General features: G+C 67.5%; 16 protein-coding genes. 8 read left to right on the top strand and 8 right to left on the bottom strand.

Going from position 1 to position 18545, the window contains the following annotated elements:
* The first annotated feature begins 15 nt into the window (after positions 1-15).
* A complete protein-coding gene (locus tag ACGFNJ_RS22550; protein ID WP_393451375.1) occupies positions 16-1716 on the top strand; it encodes a PspC domain-containing protein in 1701 nt (566 codons plus the stop codon).
* Positions 1709-1921, top strand: a complete 213-nt coding sequence (locus tag ACGFNJ_RS22555; protein WP_393451378.1) for a hypothetical protein — start codon at positions 1709-1711, stop codon at positions 1919-1921. Before ACGFNJ_RS22550 ends, ACGFNJ_RS22555 begins: the two co-directional genes overlap by 8 nt.
* 60 nt (positions 1922-1981) lie before the next feature.
* On the opposite strand, the gene guaA is transcribed toward ACGFNJ_RS22555, so the two are convergent.
* On the bottom strand, positions 1982-3550 hold the full coding sequence (gene guaA / locus ACGFNJ_RS22560; protein WP_393451381.1) for a glutamine-hydrolyzing GMP synthase: 1569 nt from the start codon (positions 3548-3550) through the stop codon (positions 1982-1984).
* Between the two features lie 135 nt (positions 3551-3685).
* Here guaA and ACGFNJ_RS22565 point away from each other — a divergent pair, with 135 nt between their 5' ends.
* Positions 3686-4486, top strand: a complete 801-nt coding sequence (locus ACGFNJ_RS22565) for an alpha/beta fold hydrolase (protein ID WP_393451384.1) — start codon at positions 3686-3688, stop codon at positions 4484-4486.
* A 43-nt stretch (positions 4487-4529) separates the two neighbouring features.
* Here the strand turns inward: ACGFNJ_RS22565 and ACGFNJ_RS22570 are convergent, their stop codons facing one another.
* Complete coding sequence (locus ACGFNJ_RS22570; protein ID WP_393451387.1) at positions 4530-5720, bottom strand: GuaB3 family IMP dehydrogenase-related protein; 1191 nt, start codon at positions 5718-5720, stop codon at positions 4530-4532.
* A gap of 416 nt (positions 5721-6136) precedes the next feature.
* Positions 6137-7681 (bottom strand): IMP dehydrogenase, encoded by a 1545-nt coding sequence (guaB, locus tag ACGFNJ_RS22575; RefSeq protein ID WP_393451390.1) that lies wholly within the window; start codon positions 7679-7681, stop codon positions 6137-6139.
* A gap of 270 nt (positions 7682-7951) precedes the next feature.
* Here guaB and ACGFNJ_RS22580 point away from each other — a divergent pair, with 270 nt between their 5' ends.
* Positions 7952-8365 carry a DUF5319 domain-containing protein gene (locus ACGFNJ_RS22580; RefSeq protein WP_022567296.1) on the top strand — a complete coding sequence of 138 codons (414 nt, stop codon included), beginning with the start codon at positions 7952-7954 and terminating at the stop codon, positions 8363-8365.
* 188 nt (positions 8366-8553) lie between these two features.
* Here the strand turns inward: ACGFNJ_RS22580 and ACGFNJ_RS22585 are convergent, their stop codons facing one another.
* The 3 genes from ACGFNJ_RS22585 to ACGFNJ_RS22595 form a co-directional block, all read right to left on the bottom strand.
* Positions 8554-9645: an anti-sigma-D factor RsdA gene (locus tag ACGFNJ_RS22585; protein ID WP_393451393.1), complete on the bottom strand. Its 1092-nt coding sequence runs from the start codon at positions 9643-9645 to the stop codon at positions 8554-8556.
* The gene (locus ACGFNJ_RS22590) at positions 9638-10216 is read right to left on the bottom strand and encodes a sigma-70 family RNA polymerase sigma factor (protein ID WP_393451396.1); all 579 of its coding nucleotides are present in this window, start codon (positions 10214-10216) and stop codon (positions 9638-9640) included. The genes ACGFNJ_RS22585 and ACGFNJ_RS22590 overlap by 8 nt, the downstream gene beginning before the upstream one ends.
* 185 nt (positions 10217-10401) lie before the next feature.
* Complete coding sequence (locus tag ACGFNJ_RS22595) at positions 10402-11280, bottom strand: hypothetical protein (RefSeq protein ID WP_393451399.1); 879 nt, start codon at positions 11278-11280, stop codon at positions 10402-10404.
* Positions 11281-11906: 626 nt separating this feature from the next.
* On the opposite strand from ACGFNJ_RS22595, the gene ACGFNJ_RS22600 reads away from it, so the two are divergent.
* The 3 genes from ACGFNJ_RS22600 (at position 11907) to ACGFNJ_RS22610 (ending at position 13377) form a co-directional block, all read left to right on the top strand.
* The gene (locus tag ACGFNJ_RS22600) at positions 11907-12200 is read left to right on the top strand and encodes a WhiB family transcriptional regulator (protein ID WP_069163710.1); all 294 of its coding nucleotides are present in this window, start codon (positions 11907-11909) and stop codon (positions 12198-12200) included.
* Positions 12201-12563: 363 nt separating this feature from the next.
* Entirely contained in the window at positions 12564-13139 is a 576-nt protein-coding gene (locus ACGFNJ_RS22605; RefSeq protein WP_069163711.1) for a sigma-70 family RNA polymerase sigma factor, read from the top strand.
* Between the two features lies 1 nt (position 13140).
* Positions 13141-13377, top strand: coding sequence for a hypothetical protein (locus ACGFNJ_RS22610; protein WP_393451402.1), 237 nt, complete (start codon positions 13141-13143; stop codon positions 13375-13377).
* A gap of 107 nt (positions 13378-13484) precedes the next feature.
* Here the strand turns inward: ACGFNJ_RS22610 and groL are convergent, their stop codons facing one another.
* The gene (gene groL, locus ACGFNJ_RS22615) at positions 13485-15095 is read right to left on the bottom strand and encodes a chaperonin GroEL (protein WP_393451404.1); all 1611 of its coding nucleotides are present in this window, start codon (positions 15093-15095) and stop codon (positions 13485-13487) included.
* Between the two features lie 90 nt (positions 15096-15185).
* Complete coding sequence (gene groES, locus ACGFNJ_RS22620; RefSeq protein ID WP_014981824.1) at positions 15186-15485, bottom strand: co-chaperone GroES; 300 nt, start codon at positions 15483-15485, stop codon at positions 15186-15188.
* 733 nt (positions 15486-16218) lie between these two features.
* Here groES and ACGFNJ_RS22625 point away from each other — a divergent pair.
* On the top strand, positions 16219-17763 hold the full coding sequence (locus ACGFNJ_RS22625) for an Hsp70 family protein (RefSeq protein WP_393451408.1): 1545 nt from the start codon (positions 16219-16221) through the stop codon (positions 17761-17763).
* Positions 17764-18545 lie beyond the last annotated feature (782 nt).

An 18545-nucleotide genomic window follows, 5' to 3' on the forward strand; every position in this document is an offset into this window, starting at 1 on the left:
CTGGTCAGGCACAGTATGAGAACCATGACGAAAACGAGCTTCGGGGATCAGCTCCAGCAGATGTGGCGCACGCGTCCGGTGCGGTTGCCTCGGCAGGGGCCGGTTGCCGGCGTCGCTGCCGGGTTCGGCCAGCGCTACCACGTCGACCCGGTATTGGTGCGGGTGGCGTTCGTAGTGTCGGCGATTTTCGGTGGCGCCGGGATCGTCCTTTATCTGCTGGCGTGGCTGTTGTGCAGCGAGGCAGGGGACCAAGCGTCCGCCGCCGAGTCGCTGGTCGGTAAGGGACACAGCTCGCAGTCGCAGACCAAAACGATCGTGTTGATCGTCGCGCTCGCCATCGCGGTGAGCACGATGGGTCCGATCGGGGTCGGCCTCGGCGGCTCCAGCCTGATCAGCATGGCCTTGATGCTGGCGGGCTGGTGGATGCTGCACCTGCGTCATCCGGAACCGCCGCCGGGCACCACCAGCGAGTTCAGCGAGTTCACCATGGACGGCGGCGGGCTCATGGCGACCGGCTACCCTGGCGCGGTCTTCCCGCAGGGCATGCAGCGGACCGCCGCGTACGAGCCGCCGACCACCGTGTACACCCCATACACGAAACTGCCCGACACCTATGTCCCGGAAGCACCGGTCCCGGCGAGCGACGCCGAAACCGCTGTGCTCCGCCAGGATTCGGTGCAGAGCGCCGACGCGGACACCGTCTTGCTGCGCAAGGACCCGACCGAGGCCGAAAGGGCCGACGCACCAGGCGAATCCGACACCGGGTTGCTCAGCAAGGGCACCACCGAGGTGCACCACAGCACACCACCGTCCGGTCCGACGACCTCCGGCGGCACCGCGCAGACCCAGAGCTCTTCCGGCAGTACAGCATCGGCCGACCTGTCCGGTGGCACCGTGTCGGGTGATCGCCCCTCCGGCGGCGCGACCGCATCGGTCGACGCCTCGCCTGGCCGCACTGACACTCCATCGCTGAGCAAGTCCCAATCCCCTTCCGGCCCCGGACCATCCGCGGCGCTGGCGCAGCCGGCTCCGGCCGCCCTCGGCCGCACCACCCCGCCGTCCTGGGATCCGCTCGGCGTCGCCCCGCTCGCCTGGGACCTGCCCGAACCCACCCCGGTCCGCACCATCGTCGCGCCGCAACCCAAACGCCCACGCTCCCGGCTGACCCCGGTGATCATCGGCCTCGCCATCCTCGCCGCCGCCGGTGCGGGTGCGGCAGCCGCCTCGGGTGTCGAGTGGATGACGCCGGGCCGGGTCGCGGCGGTAGCGCTGGCGGTGATCGGCCTCGGCCTGGTGTTCGGCGCGTTCCTGCGCCGCGGCTACGGCCTGCTGGTGCTGACCGCCCCGCTGGCCGGATTCGTGCTGCTTGCCACCGCGATCGGCCCGATCGACGTCGACCGAGGCGCGATGGGCGACCACACCTGGATCCCGACCACGCTGACCGACCTGGACCCGCAGTACCGGGTGAACATGGGCTCGGGCACGCTCGACCTGCGCCAGCTGAACCTGACCGAGAATCGCTCGGTGGATGTCGACCTACGAATGGGGGACTTCAAGCTGCTGCTGCCCCCGGCCATGACGGTGCACACCGTCTGCACAGTGAACATGGGCGACGGTTGCGTCACCGGTACCACTGGCCCGAACCTGCCTGGCACGCCCGTGCTCAACCTGGATGTCGACATCCGGGCAGGCAGCATGGAGGTGCACCGTGGCTGACAAGTCCAACAACGGAGCGACCGACTCGAAGCGCGGTCCGTCCCTCTCGCTACTCGTCATCGGCCTGCTCGCCCTCGGCGTGAGTGCGTGGGCATTCGTCCCGGAGCACTGGCCGGGCAGCTCGGTCCCGGTCGGCTGGATCGCCGTACTCGGCGCCATCCTCATCGGCATCCTGCTGGTGGTGTCGCCCCGGAAACGCCGTTGATCGACCGCAACAAAATGGCCCGTCCAGTGGACGGGCCATTTTGTTGCGTCAGTTAGGGATTCACTCCCACTCGATGGTGCCCGGCGGCTTGCTCGTCACATCGAGGACAACCCGGTTGACCTCGGGCACCTCGTTGGTGATCCGGGTGGAGATCCGCTCGAGCACCTCGTAGGGCAGCCTGGTCCAGTCGGCGGTCATCGCATCCTCGCTGGAGACCGGGCGCAGCACGATCGGATGACCGTAGGTGCGGCCGTCGCCCTGCACGCCGACGCTGCGCACGTCCGCGAGCAACACCACCGGGCACTGCCAGATCTGCTTGTCCAGCCCGGCCGCGGTCAGCTCCTCGCGCGCGATGGCATCGGCCTGCCGGAGCGTGGCCAGTCGATCCTCGGTGACCTCACCGACAATCCGGATGGCAAGGCCGGGTCCGGGGAACGGCTGACGGGCGACGATCTCCTCGGGCAGCCCGAGCTCGCGGCCGACGGCACGCACCTCGTCCTTGAACAGCAGCCGCAGCGGCTCGACCAGTTCGAACTCCAGGTCGTCCGGCAGGCCGCCGACGTTGTGGTGGCTCTTGATGTTCGCGGTGCCGCTGCCGCCACCGGATTCGACGACGTCCGGGTAGAGGGTGCCCTGCACCAGGAATTCCACCGTCGGCGCCGCGCCGTCGCCCTGCTCGAGCACGACCTCGGACACCGCGTCCTCGAAGGAGCGGATGAACTCGCGCCCGATGACCTTGCGCTTCTCCTCGGGGTCGGTGACACCCTTCAACTCACCGAGGAACTTGTCGACCGCGTCGACGGTGACCAGCTTGGCGCCGGTCGCGGCGACGAAATCCTGCTGCACCTGCTCGCGCTCGCCAGCCCTCAACAGGCCGTGATCGACGAACACACAGGTCAGCCGGTCGCCGATGGCGCGCTGCACCAGCGCGGCGGCCACCGCGGAGTCGACGCCGCCGGACAGCCCGCAGATCGCGTGCCCGTCGCCGATCTGCTCGCGCACCGCAGTGACCAGCGAGTCGGCGATATTGGCCGGGGTCCAGGTGGCGCGAATGCCTGCGAGCTCGTGCAGGAACCGGCTGAGCACCTGCTGCCCGTGCGGCGAGTGCAGGACCTCGGGGTGGTACTGCACGCCGGCCAGACGACGTTCCCGATCCTCGAACGCGGCGACCGGTGCGCCGGTCGTGGTGCCGGTGACCTCGAAGCCGGCCGGTGCGTCGGTGACCGCGTCGCCGTGGCTCATCCAGACCGGTTGGATGGTCGGTAGGCCGCCGTGCAGCAGACCGCCGTCGATGTTGATCTCGGTGCGGCCGTACTCGCGCGTTCCGGTGTGCGCGACCGTGCCGCCGAGCGCCTGCGCCATCGCCTGGAAGCCGTAGCAAATGCCGAAGACCGGGATGCCGAGATCGAACAGGCGCGGGTCCAATTGCGGTGCGCCCTCGGCATACACGCTCGACGGGCCGCCGGACAGGATCACCGCGAGTGGCTGCTTTTCGGCAATCTCCTCGACCGTGGTGGTGTGCGGAATCACCTCGGAGAACACACTGGATTCACGGACTCGCCGCGCGATCAGCTGGGCGTATTGCGCGCCGAAATCGACGACGAGGACCGGTCTCTGTGTTTGCGCCACCGGCACAGTTTAGTGAGCGCGCTTTGTGGCAGAACCATCGGCACAGCACCTCGGTCGCGGCCAGCTCCAGCAAGCAATGAGACGAGCCAGCAAATCCCACCGCGCGCCCCCGTGCCGCTGGTTATCCTCGTGCTCGTGCCATTCGCCCGCGCGATCGACGCCGACATCCACTACGAGGACAGCGGCGGGAGCGGCCCGGTGGTGCTGCTAGCACATGAATTCTTCATGGACCGGACGATGTTCGCGGCTCAGATGGCCGCGCTGGCACCGGAATTCCGGATCGTCTCCTGGGATGCGCGCGGGCACGGGCGCACCAGGGACGAGGGACTGCCCTTCACCTATTGGACCGCGGCCCGTGACGCGTTGACCGTGCTCGATCACCTCGGCGCCGAGCACGCCGTCGTCGGCGGCACGGCGCAAGGGGGCTTCACCGCGTTGCGCACCGCCCTCATCGCGCCGGAACGGGTGTCGGCGTTGATCCTGATCAGCACCGAGGCCAACGGTCCGACACCGGAGCAGTCCGACGCCACGCACAAGTTCCTCGACGAGTGGTACGACGACGGCTCCCGCCAGCGGGCCGCCCACCAGCTGGCGTCCTGGTTGATCGGCGACGACAACTGGTTCCGCACCATCTGGACCACCCGCTGGCTGCTGCGCGACTGCCGCGGCATCGAGGTCGCGGCGGGCTGCCTGCTCAGCCGCGATTCGGTGCTGGAGCGGCTGTCCGAAATCACCTGTCCCGCCTTGGTGATTCACGCCACGGACAGCGGCATCCCGCCCGATCGCGCCAAACAGCTGACCGAAGGCCTCACCGGCGCAACCTATGTCGAGATCGCCGGTGCTCGCCTCGCGGTCACCATGACGCATCCCGACCCGGTGAACACCGCCATCCGGCGGTTCCTGCGCGAGCGGGTCACCCCGACCCATGCCCGCTGAGCGGCGCCCGACCCGCGCCCACTGAGCGGCGGCGCCGTGCGGCTCACGCACGGACGCTGAGGCCGACTTTCTGGAATTCCTTGAGGTCGGAGTAGCCCGCCTTCGCCATCGAGCGGCGCAGACCACCAACGAGATTCAGCGAACCGAACGGATCGTCGGAGGGGCCGAACAGCACCTGCTCCAGGCTGGGGCGCACCGCGTCGCCGTTGCCCTCCTCCAGCTCCCAGTCGACACCGAGCAGCGAGCCACGCGGCACCGAGGGGTGCGCGGCGGCCGACGGCCAGTACCAGCCGCGGCCCGGCGCCTCGGCGGCGACGGCCAGCGGCACCCCGAGCATCGCGGCGTCCGCGCCGCAGGCGATCGCCTTGGCCAGCTGACCGGAGGTCTCGATGTCACCGTCCGCGATGACGTGCACGTAGCGCCCGCCGGTCTCGTCCAGGTAATCGCGGCGCGCGGCGGCGGCATCGGCGATGGCGGTGGCCATCGGGACGCCGATGCCGAGCACCTCCCTGGTGGTGGTCGCGCCGGGGAACGAGCCGTAGCCGACGATGACGCCTGCCGCCCCGGTGCGCATCAGATGCAGCGCGGTCCGATGGTCGCTGACACCGCCCGCGACCACGGGCACGTCGAGCTCGGCGATAAAGGTCTTGAGGTTCAATGGTTCATCGCTTGCGATCGCTTGCGGGTCGCTCGAAACAACACTGCCGCCGACGTGCTCGGCGGAGATGATGGTGCCGTGCACGACCAGCAGGTCGACGCCTGCCTGCACCAGCGCGGGCGTGAGCGTGCGGGCGTTCTGCGGGCTCACGCGCACCGCGGTGGTGACTCCGGCCGCGCGCACCTGCGCGACCGCGGCGGCGAGCAGCTCCGGCTGCATCGGCGCGGCGTGCAGCTCTTGCAGCAGCGAGACCGCCCGCTCGTAGCCGCCCTTGCCGACGAGCTCGAGCAGCTGGTCGATCTTCGCGGCGACATCCGCGTGCCTGGCCCACAGCCCCTCGCCGTTGATGACGCCGAGGCCGCCGAGGCGTCCGAGCTCGACGGCGAACTCCGGCGACACCAGCGCGTCGGTCGGGTGCGTGAGGAACGGGATCTCGAAACGGTAGGCGTCGAGCTGCCAGGACAGCGACACCTGCTTCGACGAGCGGGTCCGGCGCGAGGGAACGATGTCGATATCGTCCAGCTCATAGGTACGCCGGGCGGTCCGGCCCATGCCGATCTCGACCATGTCGCGCACGTCTGTACTCCTTGCTGTGTTGGTTTGCCGCGCCGGTGGCACGGCGTGTTCGGGCCCCTCGGCCGCGCGTCCAGGCAGTCGGCACGCGCGACGGCGTCGCATCCGTGTCGACCACCCGGCTGGTCTGTCTGTCGCGCGTTCGCGCGGCGTTGTCTGCCCGCCGCGCGTGCACGCGGCGGCAACTGCCGACCGCGCCCTCGCACGGCAGCAACTGCCGACCGTGCCCGCACGCGGACGCCAGACGGCCGCAAACGATCGCTCGCGACACTCGCTCCAGGGGTTACCTCGCGATGGCAAGCCTGACCGACTCATCTCGGCCCTCGGTCACCTGCCCCGAAGGGCCCCACGTTGTTCGGGGTCGCCGACCAGCTCAATCATGCACGGACTGGGCGGTCCTGTACACGACCGCCGACCGGCTAGCCGCGACCAGTGTAGTTAGGGGCCTCGACAGTCATCGTGATGTCGTGCGGGTGGCTCTCTTTGAGACCCGCCGCGGTGATCTGCACGAACTGAGCGTTCTGCAGGTGCGCGATCGACTGCGAACCGGTGTAGCCCATGGCCGCACGCAAGCCGCCGACAAGTTGATGGATGACCTGGTTGACCGGGCCGCGGAACGGGACCCTGCCCTCGATGCCCTCGGGCACCAGCTTGTCCTCGGCGAGCACGTCGTCCTGGAAGTAGCGGTCCTTGGAGAAGGACTTGGCCTGACCGCGGCCCTGCATCGCGCCGAGCGAACCCATGCCGCGATAGCTCTTGAACTGCTTGCCGCCCACCAGGATCAGCTCGCCAGGCGATTCGGCCGTGCCCGCGAGCAGCGAGCCGAGCATCACGGTGGACGCGCCAGCGGCGATCGCCTTGGCGAGGTCGCCGGAGAACTGGATGCCGCCGTCAGCGATCACCGGAACGCCTGCGGGCTTGCACGCGGCGACGGCCTCGAGGATCGCGGTGATCTGCGGCGCGCCGACACCGGCGACCACGCGAGTGGTGCAGATGGAGCCGGGACCGACACCGACCTTCACCGCGTCCGCGCCCGCCTCGACCAGCGCGGCAGCGCCGGCCCGCGTCGCGACGTTGCCGCCGACGACCTGGATCCGGTCGCCGACCTCGGCCTTGACCTTGGTGACCATCTCGAGCACGCGCGCCTGGTGGCCGTGCGCGGTGTCGACGATGAGCACGTCCACCCCCGCGTCGGCCAATGTCATAGCGCGCGACCAGGAGTCGTCGCCAGTGCCGATCGCGGCGCCGACGAGCAGGCGGCCGTCCCGGTCCTTGGTGGCGTTCGGGTACTGATCGGTCTTGACGAAGTCCTTGACGGTGATCAGGCCGCGGAGCCTGCCGTTGCCGTCGACGATGGGCAGCTTCTCGATCTTGTGCCTGCGCAGCAGGCCGAGCGCGGCCTCCGCGGTGACACCCTCCTGCGCGGTGATCAGCGGCGCCTTGGTCATCACCTCTTCGACCCTGCGGTTCTGATCGACCTCGAAGCGCATGTCGCGGTTGGTGATGATGCCCACAAGGGCGCCGACCTCGTCCACCACCGGCAGGCCGGAGATGCGGAATCGAGCGCACATGGCGTCGACGTCGGCGAGGGTGTCCGACGGGCGACAGGTCACCGGGTCGGTCACCATGCCTGCCTCGGAGCGCTTCACGGTCTCCACCTGCGCGGCCTGATCGGCGGCGGACAGGTTGCGGTGCAGCACACCCATGCCGCCCGCACGCGCCATCGAGATGGCCATCCGCGCCTCGGTGACCGTGTCCATCGCCGAACTGACCAGCGGGGTCCGCAGCCGGATCTCTCTGGTCAACTGGCTGGAGGTCTCGACAGAGCTTGGGATGAGATCCGAGGCGGCGGGCAACAACAACACATCGTCGAATGTGAGGCCGAGCATGGCGATCTTGTTCGGATCGTCACCACCCGTAGGTGGGCGGACAGCCGTGCGTTCGCCCGATACGGGATTACTCATTCGGATCGACCCCTCCTGGACGTCGACAGCGACCGGCGCCGGGGTCTCCGGCGCCGCGCGCAGCTGATGGGATGGACTGGTGGCTCCGGGAATCGTGTCGGGTGCTCGCCGAAGCCTGACACCATGGTATCTGTCCCGCAAACTCATCGGTGCAGTGAGCCCACCGGGGGTTGGCCGGGAGGCGTAGCCGACCCGCGGCGGGCGAGCACCGGCGAAACTTGCGGCCTCCATAGCTGGCGCAGACCACCCTGTTCTGCGTACCGTGGGGATGTGCGTGACCATCTACCACCTGGCTTGCCGCCGGATCCGTTCGCCGGAGACCCCTCCGACCCGTCCGCCGCGCTCGACGCCATCGAGCCCGGTGAGCCGCTGGATCCCCACGAGCGCCTCGCGGTCGAGGAGGATCTCGCCGATCTCGCGGTCTACGAGGCCCTACTAGCCCACCGCGGTATCCGCGGGCTCGTGGTCAGCTGCGAAGACTGTCGGCAGGACCACTACCACGACTGGGACATGTTGCGCGCCAACCTGCTTCAGCTATTGGTCGACGGCACGGTGCGCCCACACGAGCCCGCCTACGATCCGACGCCGGAAGCGTACGTCACCTGGGATTACTGCAGGGGATACGCGGATGCCTCGATGAACGAGGCCTTCCACGGCGACGGATTCGACGGGTTCGACAACTGAGGCACGTTCCACCACAGCACTGACGCGACCCAGCGGGCTCGCGCGATGTGTGCTATCGCGCTGTGACTTTCACCGCACCACTGCGTGACCTTCGACGCACCACGGCCGGAACGCCGATACCCCCAAAGACAGAAAACCGACCGCCATAAGGCAATCGGTTCATGTCTTCTTCAGGAGTTTCTGGTCAGCTACCTCGGCACTGCCCCACCGGTCATGTGCGGGACGGCGAATGTGGTCGCCGGATTACCTTGTGTCGGTACCCGAGTCGCGGGCACCGTCGGCGCGCCCGTCCCCGTGTCCGCGGTCGGTACGACCACCGTTGGCTGTTCGGGAACAGTAGTCGGCGGCACCGGGGGCTTCTCGGGTTCCGTCGTCGGATTGACCGTCGGCGGCGGCGTGGTCACCGGTGGCGGAGTCGTCACCGGTGGCGGCGTCGTCGGCTTGTCGTTACTGGGCGGGGTCGGCTCGGTCGGCCCGGTGGTCGGGTTGGTTCCCGTCGGGTCGACCGGCTTGCCGGGTAACGTCGCCGCATCCTGCGGACGCGACGGCTTCACCGGTGTCGACACCGTCACCGGCGGGTCGGTCGGCAGCTTCGTGCCCTGGTCCAGTTCCTGCTTGAGCTCCGGCGGTAGTAACGCGACGAGCTTCTGCCACTGCTCCATCAGCTCGGCATGCTTCTGCGGATTGTCGACCTGGTCCGCGTTCGCCCTCGCCTGCTCCAGGCGCTGCTTGGCCTGAGTCGGGTTCTGGGCGACCAGCTTTGCCGCCTCGTCCATGTCGGAACCCGCACGCTGCACCACGGTGGTCTGGGCCTGTGCGCTGAACACGACCTCCTTGACGCCCCACAGCGGACTATCAGGATCTGCCTGATAGGTGAACGCCGTGAGACCGCCGAAGACCAGCGCCAGTGCCGCCGCGGCGCCGACGAGCGGCTTGACCAGCCGTAGTCGGCTGACCGGAGCCCCGATCCGTACTTGACGTGCGCCGATCTCCTGATTGACCGCCGCGACGATCGCATCCAGATCGGGTGCATCACGTATCGGCGGAGCGATCAGCTCCGCGCGCCAGTCCGCGAGCAATGTCGCGAGTTGATATTCCTCCGCGCTGTCGGTCCGTACCGGGCCATCGCTGCCGATGGCATCGATCAAAGCATCGTCGCGGCGTACCGCTGCGATGTCGACCGGGCCGGTGTCCTCGGACGCGTCGGCGTAGGGACCGCTGTTTCGCGATCCACGTCGCGCCTTCCAGTCGCCCCGACCGCGCTCGCCATCCCTAGCCATACATTTCACCTGCCCTCGCCACTTGAGACTTGAGTTTCGCGAGTGCCCTGTGCTGAGCCACTCGTATCGCGCCCGCCGTACTGCCCACGGCGACTGCGGTTTCTTCGGCTGACAAACCCATGACTAGGCGCAGGATCAGGATCTCTCGATCTTTCTCGCGGAGTGTCGCAAGCAGACGGTTCATCTGCCTGCTCGTCTCCGATTCGAGAGCTCGCTGTTCTGGACCATGGTCGGTGGATATGACATCTGGTACTTCGGCCATTGCCTCCGCCTTGTTACGGGCGGCATTGCGATGAGCGTCGGCGACCTTGTGCGAAGCGATTCCGTAAACGAAGGCCATGAAGGGCCTGCCCTGGTCTTGATACCTGGGCAAGGCGGTCATCACGGCCAAACAGACCTCCTGCGCAACGTCATCCGCGGAGAGCTGCCCACGCTCCGCGGATCCGATCCGCGCGCGGCAATAACGCACCACTAGCGGGCGGACCATCTCGAGTACCTGAGCTAAAGCGGATCTGTCGCCCTGCGCAGCGGCAGCGACGGCGAGGTCCAACTCTTCGCCCGTGTTCGTCATCGTCAGCGAGATTCCTGGCGTTACAAGTGGCACGGTCGGTGATGACCAGTGCTTCCGCCGAAGGGGCGGAACGGAACTAACAATAGCGACACAGCGCGCGGCGCAAGGCAACACGGGTGGGCTTGCCAGCGCGTGGCCCACTAAGCAGGTCTTCACTCCTCTTCAGCCCGGCCACCAACGGGCCGTTACCGCTGGTCGGCGGTTATCGGACGAAACCGCCCGCCACGTCGGGAAATGATTGCGGCACAACGCTCGGCCTCGGCGACCGCGCCGGGGACACCGAGGCCGCCGCGCAGCATCGCACTCGCCCAGCGCAATGGCACCAGGCCGTGTTCCCGGCATTGGGAAGTTACCTGCTCAGCGAGCATCCGGGACCGATCATGGTCGCCCGTCGCCGCGGCGGCCGCGGCGACCAGCAGCCTGGATTTGACCAGATGCCGCACCGAAGGTCCGCGCTCGGCCAGCGCGAGAGCCGCGGCGGCGTGCCCCGTCGCCGCCTCGAAAGCGCCAGCGGCAAGCGCCGTTTCGGCACTCACCCACTGCCTGCGCAGGGCGGGCCGCCAGCCGAGCCGGTCCGGCGGTACCGCCTCCTCGCCGCGGCGAAGCAGCCGCCAGGCCAGCGCCGTTCGCCCCGTGCCGAGCGCATCGGCGGCGAGGCCGGTCAGCGCGTCACCCAGCGCGTCGGCACGGCCGAACGGGTAGTCGGGGCCGGCCGCCGGGTCGACCGCGCGGTCGCCGAGCGACGTGTTCGTCACCATCGCGACCGCGCGCCCGTCTAGGACGGCGGCGCGATCGTGCCATCCGAGCTGACGCAGCAGCGACCCCTCGGTGCTGGCAGCAAGCGAAATCAACACCGGATCCACGCTGTCGGCGTAGATAATTCGCAATTCGGCCCTGGCCGCTGCATATCGCCCTTGCCCACCCAGAATCACCGCGCGATACCAAGAACCCAGCGCGGAGCCGGCGGCGGGCAACTCGGCAGCGGCACGGCCGGGGGTCGGCCCGAAGGCGCTCTCGGCGAGTATCTCGATGCGGGGATCTCCGAGCGGAGCGGGCGCGAACACGGCCGAACTCTATCCCGGGCCGCCGCACTAGATGGCCGGAAGAAAGACCTGACACCACCAACTGGCAACCACTCAGCATTTCTCACGAAAAGTCATGTTGCCATCAGGTAAAACTCGTCTCGACAATCCGAGATTGCGCGCGATTGGAATTCACATGCTTTTCGCGCAATTTACCTCAGCGCCCTGCATCCGCCATCTCAGATCTGCTCGTCGCGCCCGCCGCCAGGCGCGGCTGTGACCGGCCCCACGCGGTCTGCCGCAGGCTCTGACCCTTGTTTCCAGCCAGAAATAGTGGCCTACCTGGGGAAATGCGCCTGGATGGTGCGCAGCAGCGAGCCACTGACCGTTGGTCAACCGATCAGTATCGCCGGAACCAATGCGAAAAGTAAACAGCTCGAAGGTTAAATTTCGCAGCCTAAGATTTGGGAAACTGCTGCACAGAACTATTGACGGAATTTCGCGGCTGGACCTAACGTAGCTCATCGCCACGGTCGGCGCCGCTCGAAATTGCAGCGACCGCAACGGGCGAGCACCGGGACACCCGCCGACACAGCGCGTGGCCTACGACTTTGCAGAACAACTGCTCGACAACGCTGACGAGCTCGCATCACGAGGAGTTCACCACCATGCCCATGCCGACCCACCTCCCCGGGCCGAACGCCGACGTCTGGGATTGGCAGATGCGAGGGTCCTGCCGCGGGCAGGACTCCGCCGTGTTCTTCCATCCCGATGGCGAACGTGGCCGCGCCAGGACCGCGCGCGAGATGCGCGCCAAAGAGATCTGCCGGGCCTGCCCGGTCCTGATGCAGTGCCGCAGTCATGCCCTCAAGGTCAGCGAACCTTATGGCATCTGGGGTGGCATGTCCGAGACCGAGCGCGAGATGCACGCTCGACGCAATCGGCGCCGCATGACGGTGTAATCGAAAAATATTTCCATCCATGTGGCGCGGTGCGCCGAATCCCTAGCAAACAACCGGCAGGCAACAAGCGGTCACCACCGATGCGCCTGCAGTCGCACCATCACAAGTCACACAACCTGTAGAGCCCTGCGTTTCGCGTGAGCTATCGGCGTGTCACGGCGTGTCTCCTCTCGAGGCACTCGGCGTGTCGAAGTTTCCCGCAAAGTCGCTGGGCCACAGGCGGTTTGCCGACACCCCCCAGCAGAAGGGGGGTCATAGCGGCACGCTACGGTGGTGACCGATGACACAGAATGGAGCGTTGTGACAACGCGGCAGCCGGCCGCAGAGGGCGACTCGTTCCGAAGAGACGCCTTTGCGCCCGGTATCGATTCTGCGGTTACCGCCCGCGCCGCCGAAAGTATCGAGCTCGCCGCCCTGCTGGATCGATGCGGCCAGTCCGACCAGGAAGCCTTCGCAGAGCTATACGACCGGACGTCTGCGCGCGTCTTCGGTCTAGTGCTGCGCGTGCTACACGATCCTGGCTACGCCGAGGAGACCACGCAGGAGGTCTACCTGCAGATCTGGCGCACGGCAGCCAGTTTCGACGCCGAGAAGGGATCGGCCGTCACCTGGTTGATGACCCTTGCCCATCGCAGGGCGGTAGACCGGGTCCGCGCCGAGCAGGCACACACCCAGCGCGAGGTCGCCTACGGGATCCGGGTGCTCGGTAACGAATTCGACGAAGTGACCGAAGAGGTAGAGCGAAGGCTCGAACAGCAGGCTGTCCTCGACGGGCTCGCGACTTTGACCGAGACTCAACGAGAAGCCATCTCGCTCGCCTACTACGGCGGGCGGACCTACGCGGAGGTCGCGCATTACCTCGGCGTAGGGTTACCGACCGTTAAGTCCCGAATTCGGGACGGACTGACACGACTCAAAAGAAGTTTGGGGGTGACGTGAGATGAACGAACGCCAGGTCGATCTCGCGCACACCGTCGCGCTCGGATCGATCGACGACGTAGACCGCCATGAAGTGCAGGAACTGCTCGACACCGAAGACCCCGCGCTACGCACCGGCTTCCGCCGCGAAGTACAGCGCACCGAAGACGCACTCGCCACGCTCGCCGAGCTGACGGCAACGCCGCCGCCCGCCGGCCTGCGCACCCTGGTACTTGCCGCCATCGCGGCCGACAGCTAGGTTCCCCGCCACGCCTTCCGAATACGGCCACGTTCTGCCCCGTGAGATGTGAACGGCCCGTTCACATCGAGGGATGTGAACGGGCCGTTCGTCTTTTCGAACCCAGCTCAGTGGCTGTGACCGTGGTGGCTGTGATCGGCCGCCTCTTCGGCAGGCTTGTCCACGATCGCGCTCTCGGTGGTGAGGATCATCCGCGCCACCGACGCCGCGTTCACGACGGCCGAGCGAGTCACCTTCACCGGGTCGACAACACCGTCGGTGAGCAGGTCACCGTAGGTGAGGGTGGCGGCGTTGAAGCCCTCCTTGCCCTCGGCGACCTTGCTGACCACGACGGAGCCGTCCACGCCAGCGTTGGTGGCGATCCAGAACAGCGGAGCCGACAGCGCGGTCCGCACCACCTCGACGCCGACCGCCTCGTCACCGGACAGCGAGTCGCGCAACTCGACCAGCGCGGCAGCCGCCTGCACGAGCGCCGAACCGCCGCCGGGCACGATGCCCTCCTCGACCGCGGCCTTCGCCGCGCTCACCGCATCCTCGACGCGGTACTTGCGCTCCTTGAGCGCGGTCTCGGTGGCCGCGCCGACCTTGATCACCGCGACGCCGCCGGCCAGCTTCGCCAGACGCTCCTCGAGCTTCTCGCGATCCCAGTCGGAGTCGGTGGCCTCGATCTCGCGCCGCAGCTGGGCGCCGCGAGCCGCGATGTCCTCGGCGGTGCCTGCACCGTCGATGATCGTGGTGTCGTCCTTGGTGACGACGACGCGACGCGCCTTGCCGAGCACGTCGAGACCCGCCTCGCGCAGCGTGATGCCGAGATCCGGGTTGATCACGGTGCCCGCGGTGACCACGGCCAGGTCGTCGAGGAACGCCTTGCGGCGGTCACCGAAGAACGGCGCCTTCACCGCGACGGCCTTGATCGTCTTGCGGATCGAGTTGACCACCAGGGTGGACAGCGCCTCGCCCTCGACGTCCTCGGCGATGATCAGCACCGGCTTGCCGGATTCGGCGATCTTCTCCAGCAGCGGAAGGAAATCGGGCAGCGAGCTGATCTTCTCGCGGTGCAGCAGGATGAGCGCATCCTCCAGCACGGCCTGCTGGCTGTCGGTGTCGGTGACGAAGTAGGGCGAGAGGTAGCCCTTGTCGAACTGCACGCCCTCGGTGACCACGAGCTCGGTCTGCAGCGTCGAGGACTCCTCGACGGTGACGACGCCGTCCTTGCCGACGGTGGTCAGCGCCTTGCCGACCATCTGGCCGATTTCCTCGTCGCGCGAGGACACGGTGGCGACCTGCGCGATCGCCTGCTCACCGGAGACCGGGGTCGCCGCGGCGAGCAGCGCCTCGGAGACCGCGTCGGCGGCCTTGGCGATGCCGGAGCCGAGCGAGATCGGGTTTGCGCCCGCCGCAACGTTTTTCAGGCCAGCGCGGACCAGCGCCTGGGCCAGCACGGTTGCGGTGGTCGTCCCGTCGCCCGCGACATCATTGGTCTTGGTTGCGACGCTCTTGACCAGCTGCGCCCCGAGGTTCTCGAACGGATCTTCCAGGTCGATGTCGCGTGCGATGGTGACACCGTCGTTGGTGACGGTCGGGCCGCCGAAGGCCTTCGCGAGCACGACGTGGCGACCGCGCGGGCCAAGGGTGACCTTGACGGCGTCGGCGAGCTTGTCGACGCCGCGTTCCAGAGCGCGACGAGCCTTCTCGTCGAACTCGATCTGCTTTGCCATGGGGTAATTAGCTCCTGTGCTAGTACGCGGCAGAACGCAGACCGCCCCGGGTCACGAAAGACACCGGGGCGGAACGCGTATGCCTATCGGCTACTTGGTGACGACGGCCAGCACGTCGCGCGCCGACAGGATGAGGTATTCCTCGCCCTGGTACTTGATCTCGGTGCCGCCGTACTTGCTGTAGATGACGGTGTCGCCCTCCTTGACGTCGACCGGGATGCGGTCACCCTTGTCGGTGACGCGTCCTTCGCCGACGGCGATGACGGTGCCCTCCTGCGGCTTTTCCTTCGCCGTGTCGGGGATGACCAGGCCGGAGGCCGTCGTCGTCTCGGCCTCGTTGGCCTGGACGAGGATCTTGTCCTCGAGCGGCTTGATGTTCACGCTCGCCACGTTGAGCCCTCCACTTTCAGGGGATTTACGGTCGTCCGGAACTGTTGTCCCAGACCATCAGTATTGGTTCACAGGTATTTCGAGCGATCTGCAAGCAGTCGCAAGTGGTAGCCGACACTGCGCTCAGCCCCGTCGTCGCGGGTGCCGGGACCCCTGCTCAGTGGTCGAACTTCCTGGCACACGCAGAGAGCGCGCAGCGGGGCGAAAACCCGGCCGTGCACCTCACACAGTGCCGACTAGCACTCTATACATGAGAGTGCCAGCGCTCAAGGCCGGGCTGTGCCAATTTCGGTTCGCCACCGACGAGTGTTGCCTGCGACACGCCCACCGCACGCCTGGAGGGGTTTTCAAGAGTTCGCGAAAACTGTAACGTTCGGATAACGGATTGTGACAGTATTGACGACGGTCGCTGTCCGACCGCCGTGTTCGCCACGAATGTGACTCGTCACGAACCGGCGTCGGGGACCAGGGGTCGTCACCGAACACCTGTCGTCACCGCGTTCGGCTGTATCGAATACCAGCGTCGGCGAACACCCGCTTCACCGAACAACGTCTCACCGAGAGCTGCACCAGAGAGCTACCCACAGTGATCTATCGCCGGTCCCCGCGACCCATCCGGACAACGGGACCGACCGGGTTCGAGTCCGGGTCGTGCGTCGACAACACCGCGATTCGGCAGTCCATTCGAGATGGTCGGCGACTTGACCATCCGCTCGAAGGGAGGTGAATGAACATGCGAACATCCCTCGGCATCTCGGCCGGGTCCGAGGTCGTGTGCTCGGCGCTCGTCGCCACCGCGTCGAACGGCGCGCAGAGCTTCGACTACCGCGTCGTCTCCGCCGATGCCGCCCACTCCGACCTCGGCGACCTCGTCGCCTCCTCGATCGAGCTGATGACCAACCAGCTGCCGACGACCCAGCTCGCGCACGACGTCAGCTACCCCGTCGGCGCACGCTTCGCCGGCGCACAGCCCCGCGGCCTCGAAACGCCGACCAGTCGACCGCCGACCAGCGTTGCCGTCGCCTACCGCACCAAGGAACAGGCGCAAGCCATCCGTGCGGCCACCGGCAAGCAGCGGGATCTGAAGCTGGTCCCGGAAGGCACCGCGGCGCTCACCTACCTGCGGCACACCGGGCTGCTCGACCGCTACGAGACCGTCGCCATCATCGACCTGGGCGCGTCCGGGCTCAGCGTCACCGTGGCCGACCAAGCCGACGGCTCCATCCTCCGGGCCGAGCGCACGATCACGATCAGCGGCAACGCCATCGACGACCTCATCTACCACCATCTGGTCGACCTGCACTACGCGCGGCGCGGCACCCGACCCAACCGCGGCATGCTGACCAACCGCGGCCGCGCGGCCAAGGAACACCTGTCCCTCGCGCCCGCCGTCACCATCGATCACGTTGCGGGTCAACCGCTCAAGCTCACCAGGGCCGACTTCGAAGAACTGATCGCCGACCTGCTGCGCGAGACGGCCGTGTTCGCCGCCGCCGTCTTCGCGCGGGCACCCAAATTCCCGCAAGCGGTCACGGTCATCGGCGGCGGCGCCAACATCCCCGCCGTCGTCGACACCCTCGGCAGGCAACTCGAAGTCCCGGTGTTCACCGTGGAAGATCCGGACGCGGTGATCGCGAAAGGCGCAGCGCTGGTTGCCGATACGGTCCAGCCATCGATCTTCCCGGTGGCCACGCTCACCGCCGACGCGCCGGTCGGCACGTTCACCAAGGTGGTCGGCACGCTGGCAGGCGCGATCGTGGTGGTCGGGCTGATCATCGGCTACGGGGTGAAAACCTTCGCGCCCAGTTCCGACGACGTCTCCCCCGCAGGCACCACCAGCGGTGTCACGCAATCGCCGTCCCCCGCCGTGAGCGGCGTGCCGCCGACCGGATCCGGCACCACAACCAGCGGCCAGAACCAGGAAGGCGCCAATCGTCCGTCCGACGGCAACATTCCGCCGTTCACCCCGGACCGCGGCCAACCCTCCAACACCGCGACACCCCCCATTTCCGGCACCCCACCCACCCAGCCAACCCTCCGCCCCGACCCCAACCTCCCGGTGATCCCCTTCCCAGAGCTGCTCGGCCCGATCCTCGGCAATCCCGCGGCGCCACAAGGAGGTTCGTCGGACCAGGAGAAGACCAAGCCAACCGTGCCAAGCCAGTCTTCGAAGCCGAGCCAGGCACCCGCCGAATCGCGTCTGCCGCTGCCGCCCCGCACGAATTCGGGGTCGGGCGGTCCGGTGTCGGGTTCGGGGCAGTCGACTCACGCTGATTGAGTGCGCGCCGCTCCGGTGAGGGAGGTGGTGAGAGCGGCAGAGGGTCCCGCAACGGGGTTGGTCAGTGGGTTCACGCTGGTTGAGTGGTTAGGTTTGCGACCTTCGGTAGTGGAGGTGGAAGAGAGCGGGCAGAAGGTCCGCAACAGGGGGCAGGGCAATCGGTTCACGCTGATTAGTAGTTAGGTCTGTGACCTCCGGTAGCGGAGGGTGGAAAGAACGGGCAGAAGGTCCCGCAACAGGGGCAGGGCAATCGGTCCGTACCGATTGAGCAGTGAGGTTTGCGCCTCCGGGCAGCGGAAGTGGCAAGAGGGCCAATGGGTTTCGATCCTGGCTCAGCGGTTCTGGTCCCGCCAAGCGATTCCGGTCCCGCTCGACCGCTCCGGCCCCGCCCAACAACTCTGACCTCACCGCAGCAGTTCCGGTCCCGTCAAGCAGTTCCGGTCCCGCCCCAGCAGTTCTCTTCCCGCCCAGCGCTTCTGATTTCGCCCAACGACTCCAACCCGCCCAACAACCGGCCCTGGCCCAGCCCTTCCGGTCCCGCCAAGAGGCCCAGGGCCGCCACACGATTCCAGTCCCGCCAAGCAGTTCCAGTCCCACCAAGCAGTCCCAGCCCCGCCAAGCAGTTCCGGTTTCGCCCCAGCAGTTCTCTTCCCGCCCAGCGCTTCTGATTTCGCCCAACGGCTCCAGCCCGCCCAACAACCGGCCCTGGCCCAGCCCTTCCGGTCCCGCCAAGAGGCCCAGGGCCGCCACACGATTCCAGTCCCGCCAAGCAGTTCCAGTCC

The organism is Nocardia sp. NPDC049149 (assembly GCF_043197455.1).
In the GTDB taxonomy this organism is placed as follows: Bacteria; Actinomycetota; Actinomycetes; order Mycobacteriales; family Mycobacteriaceae; genus Nocardia.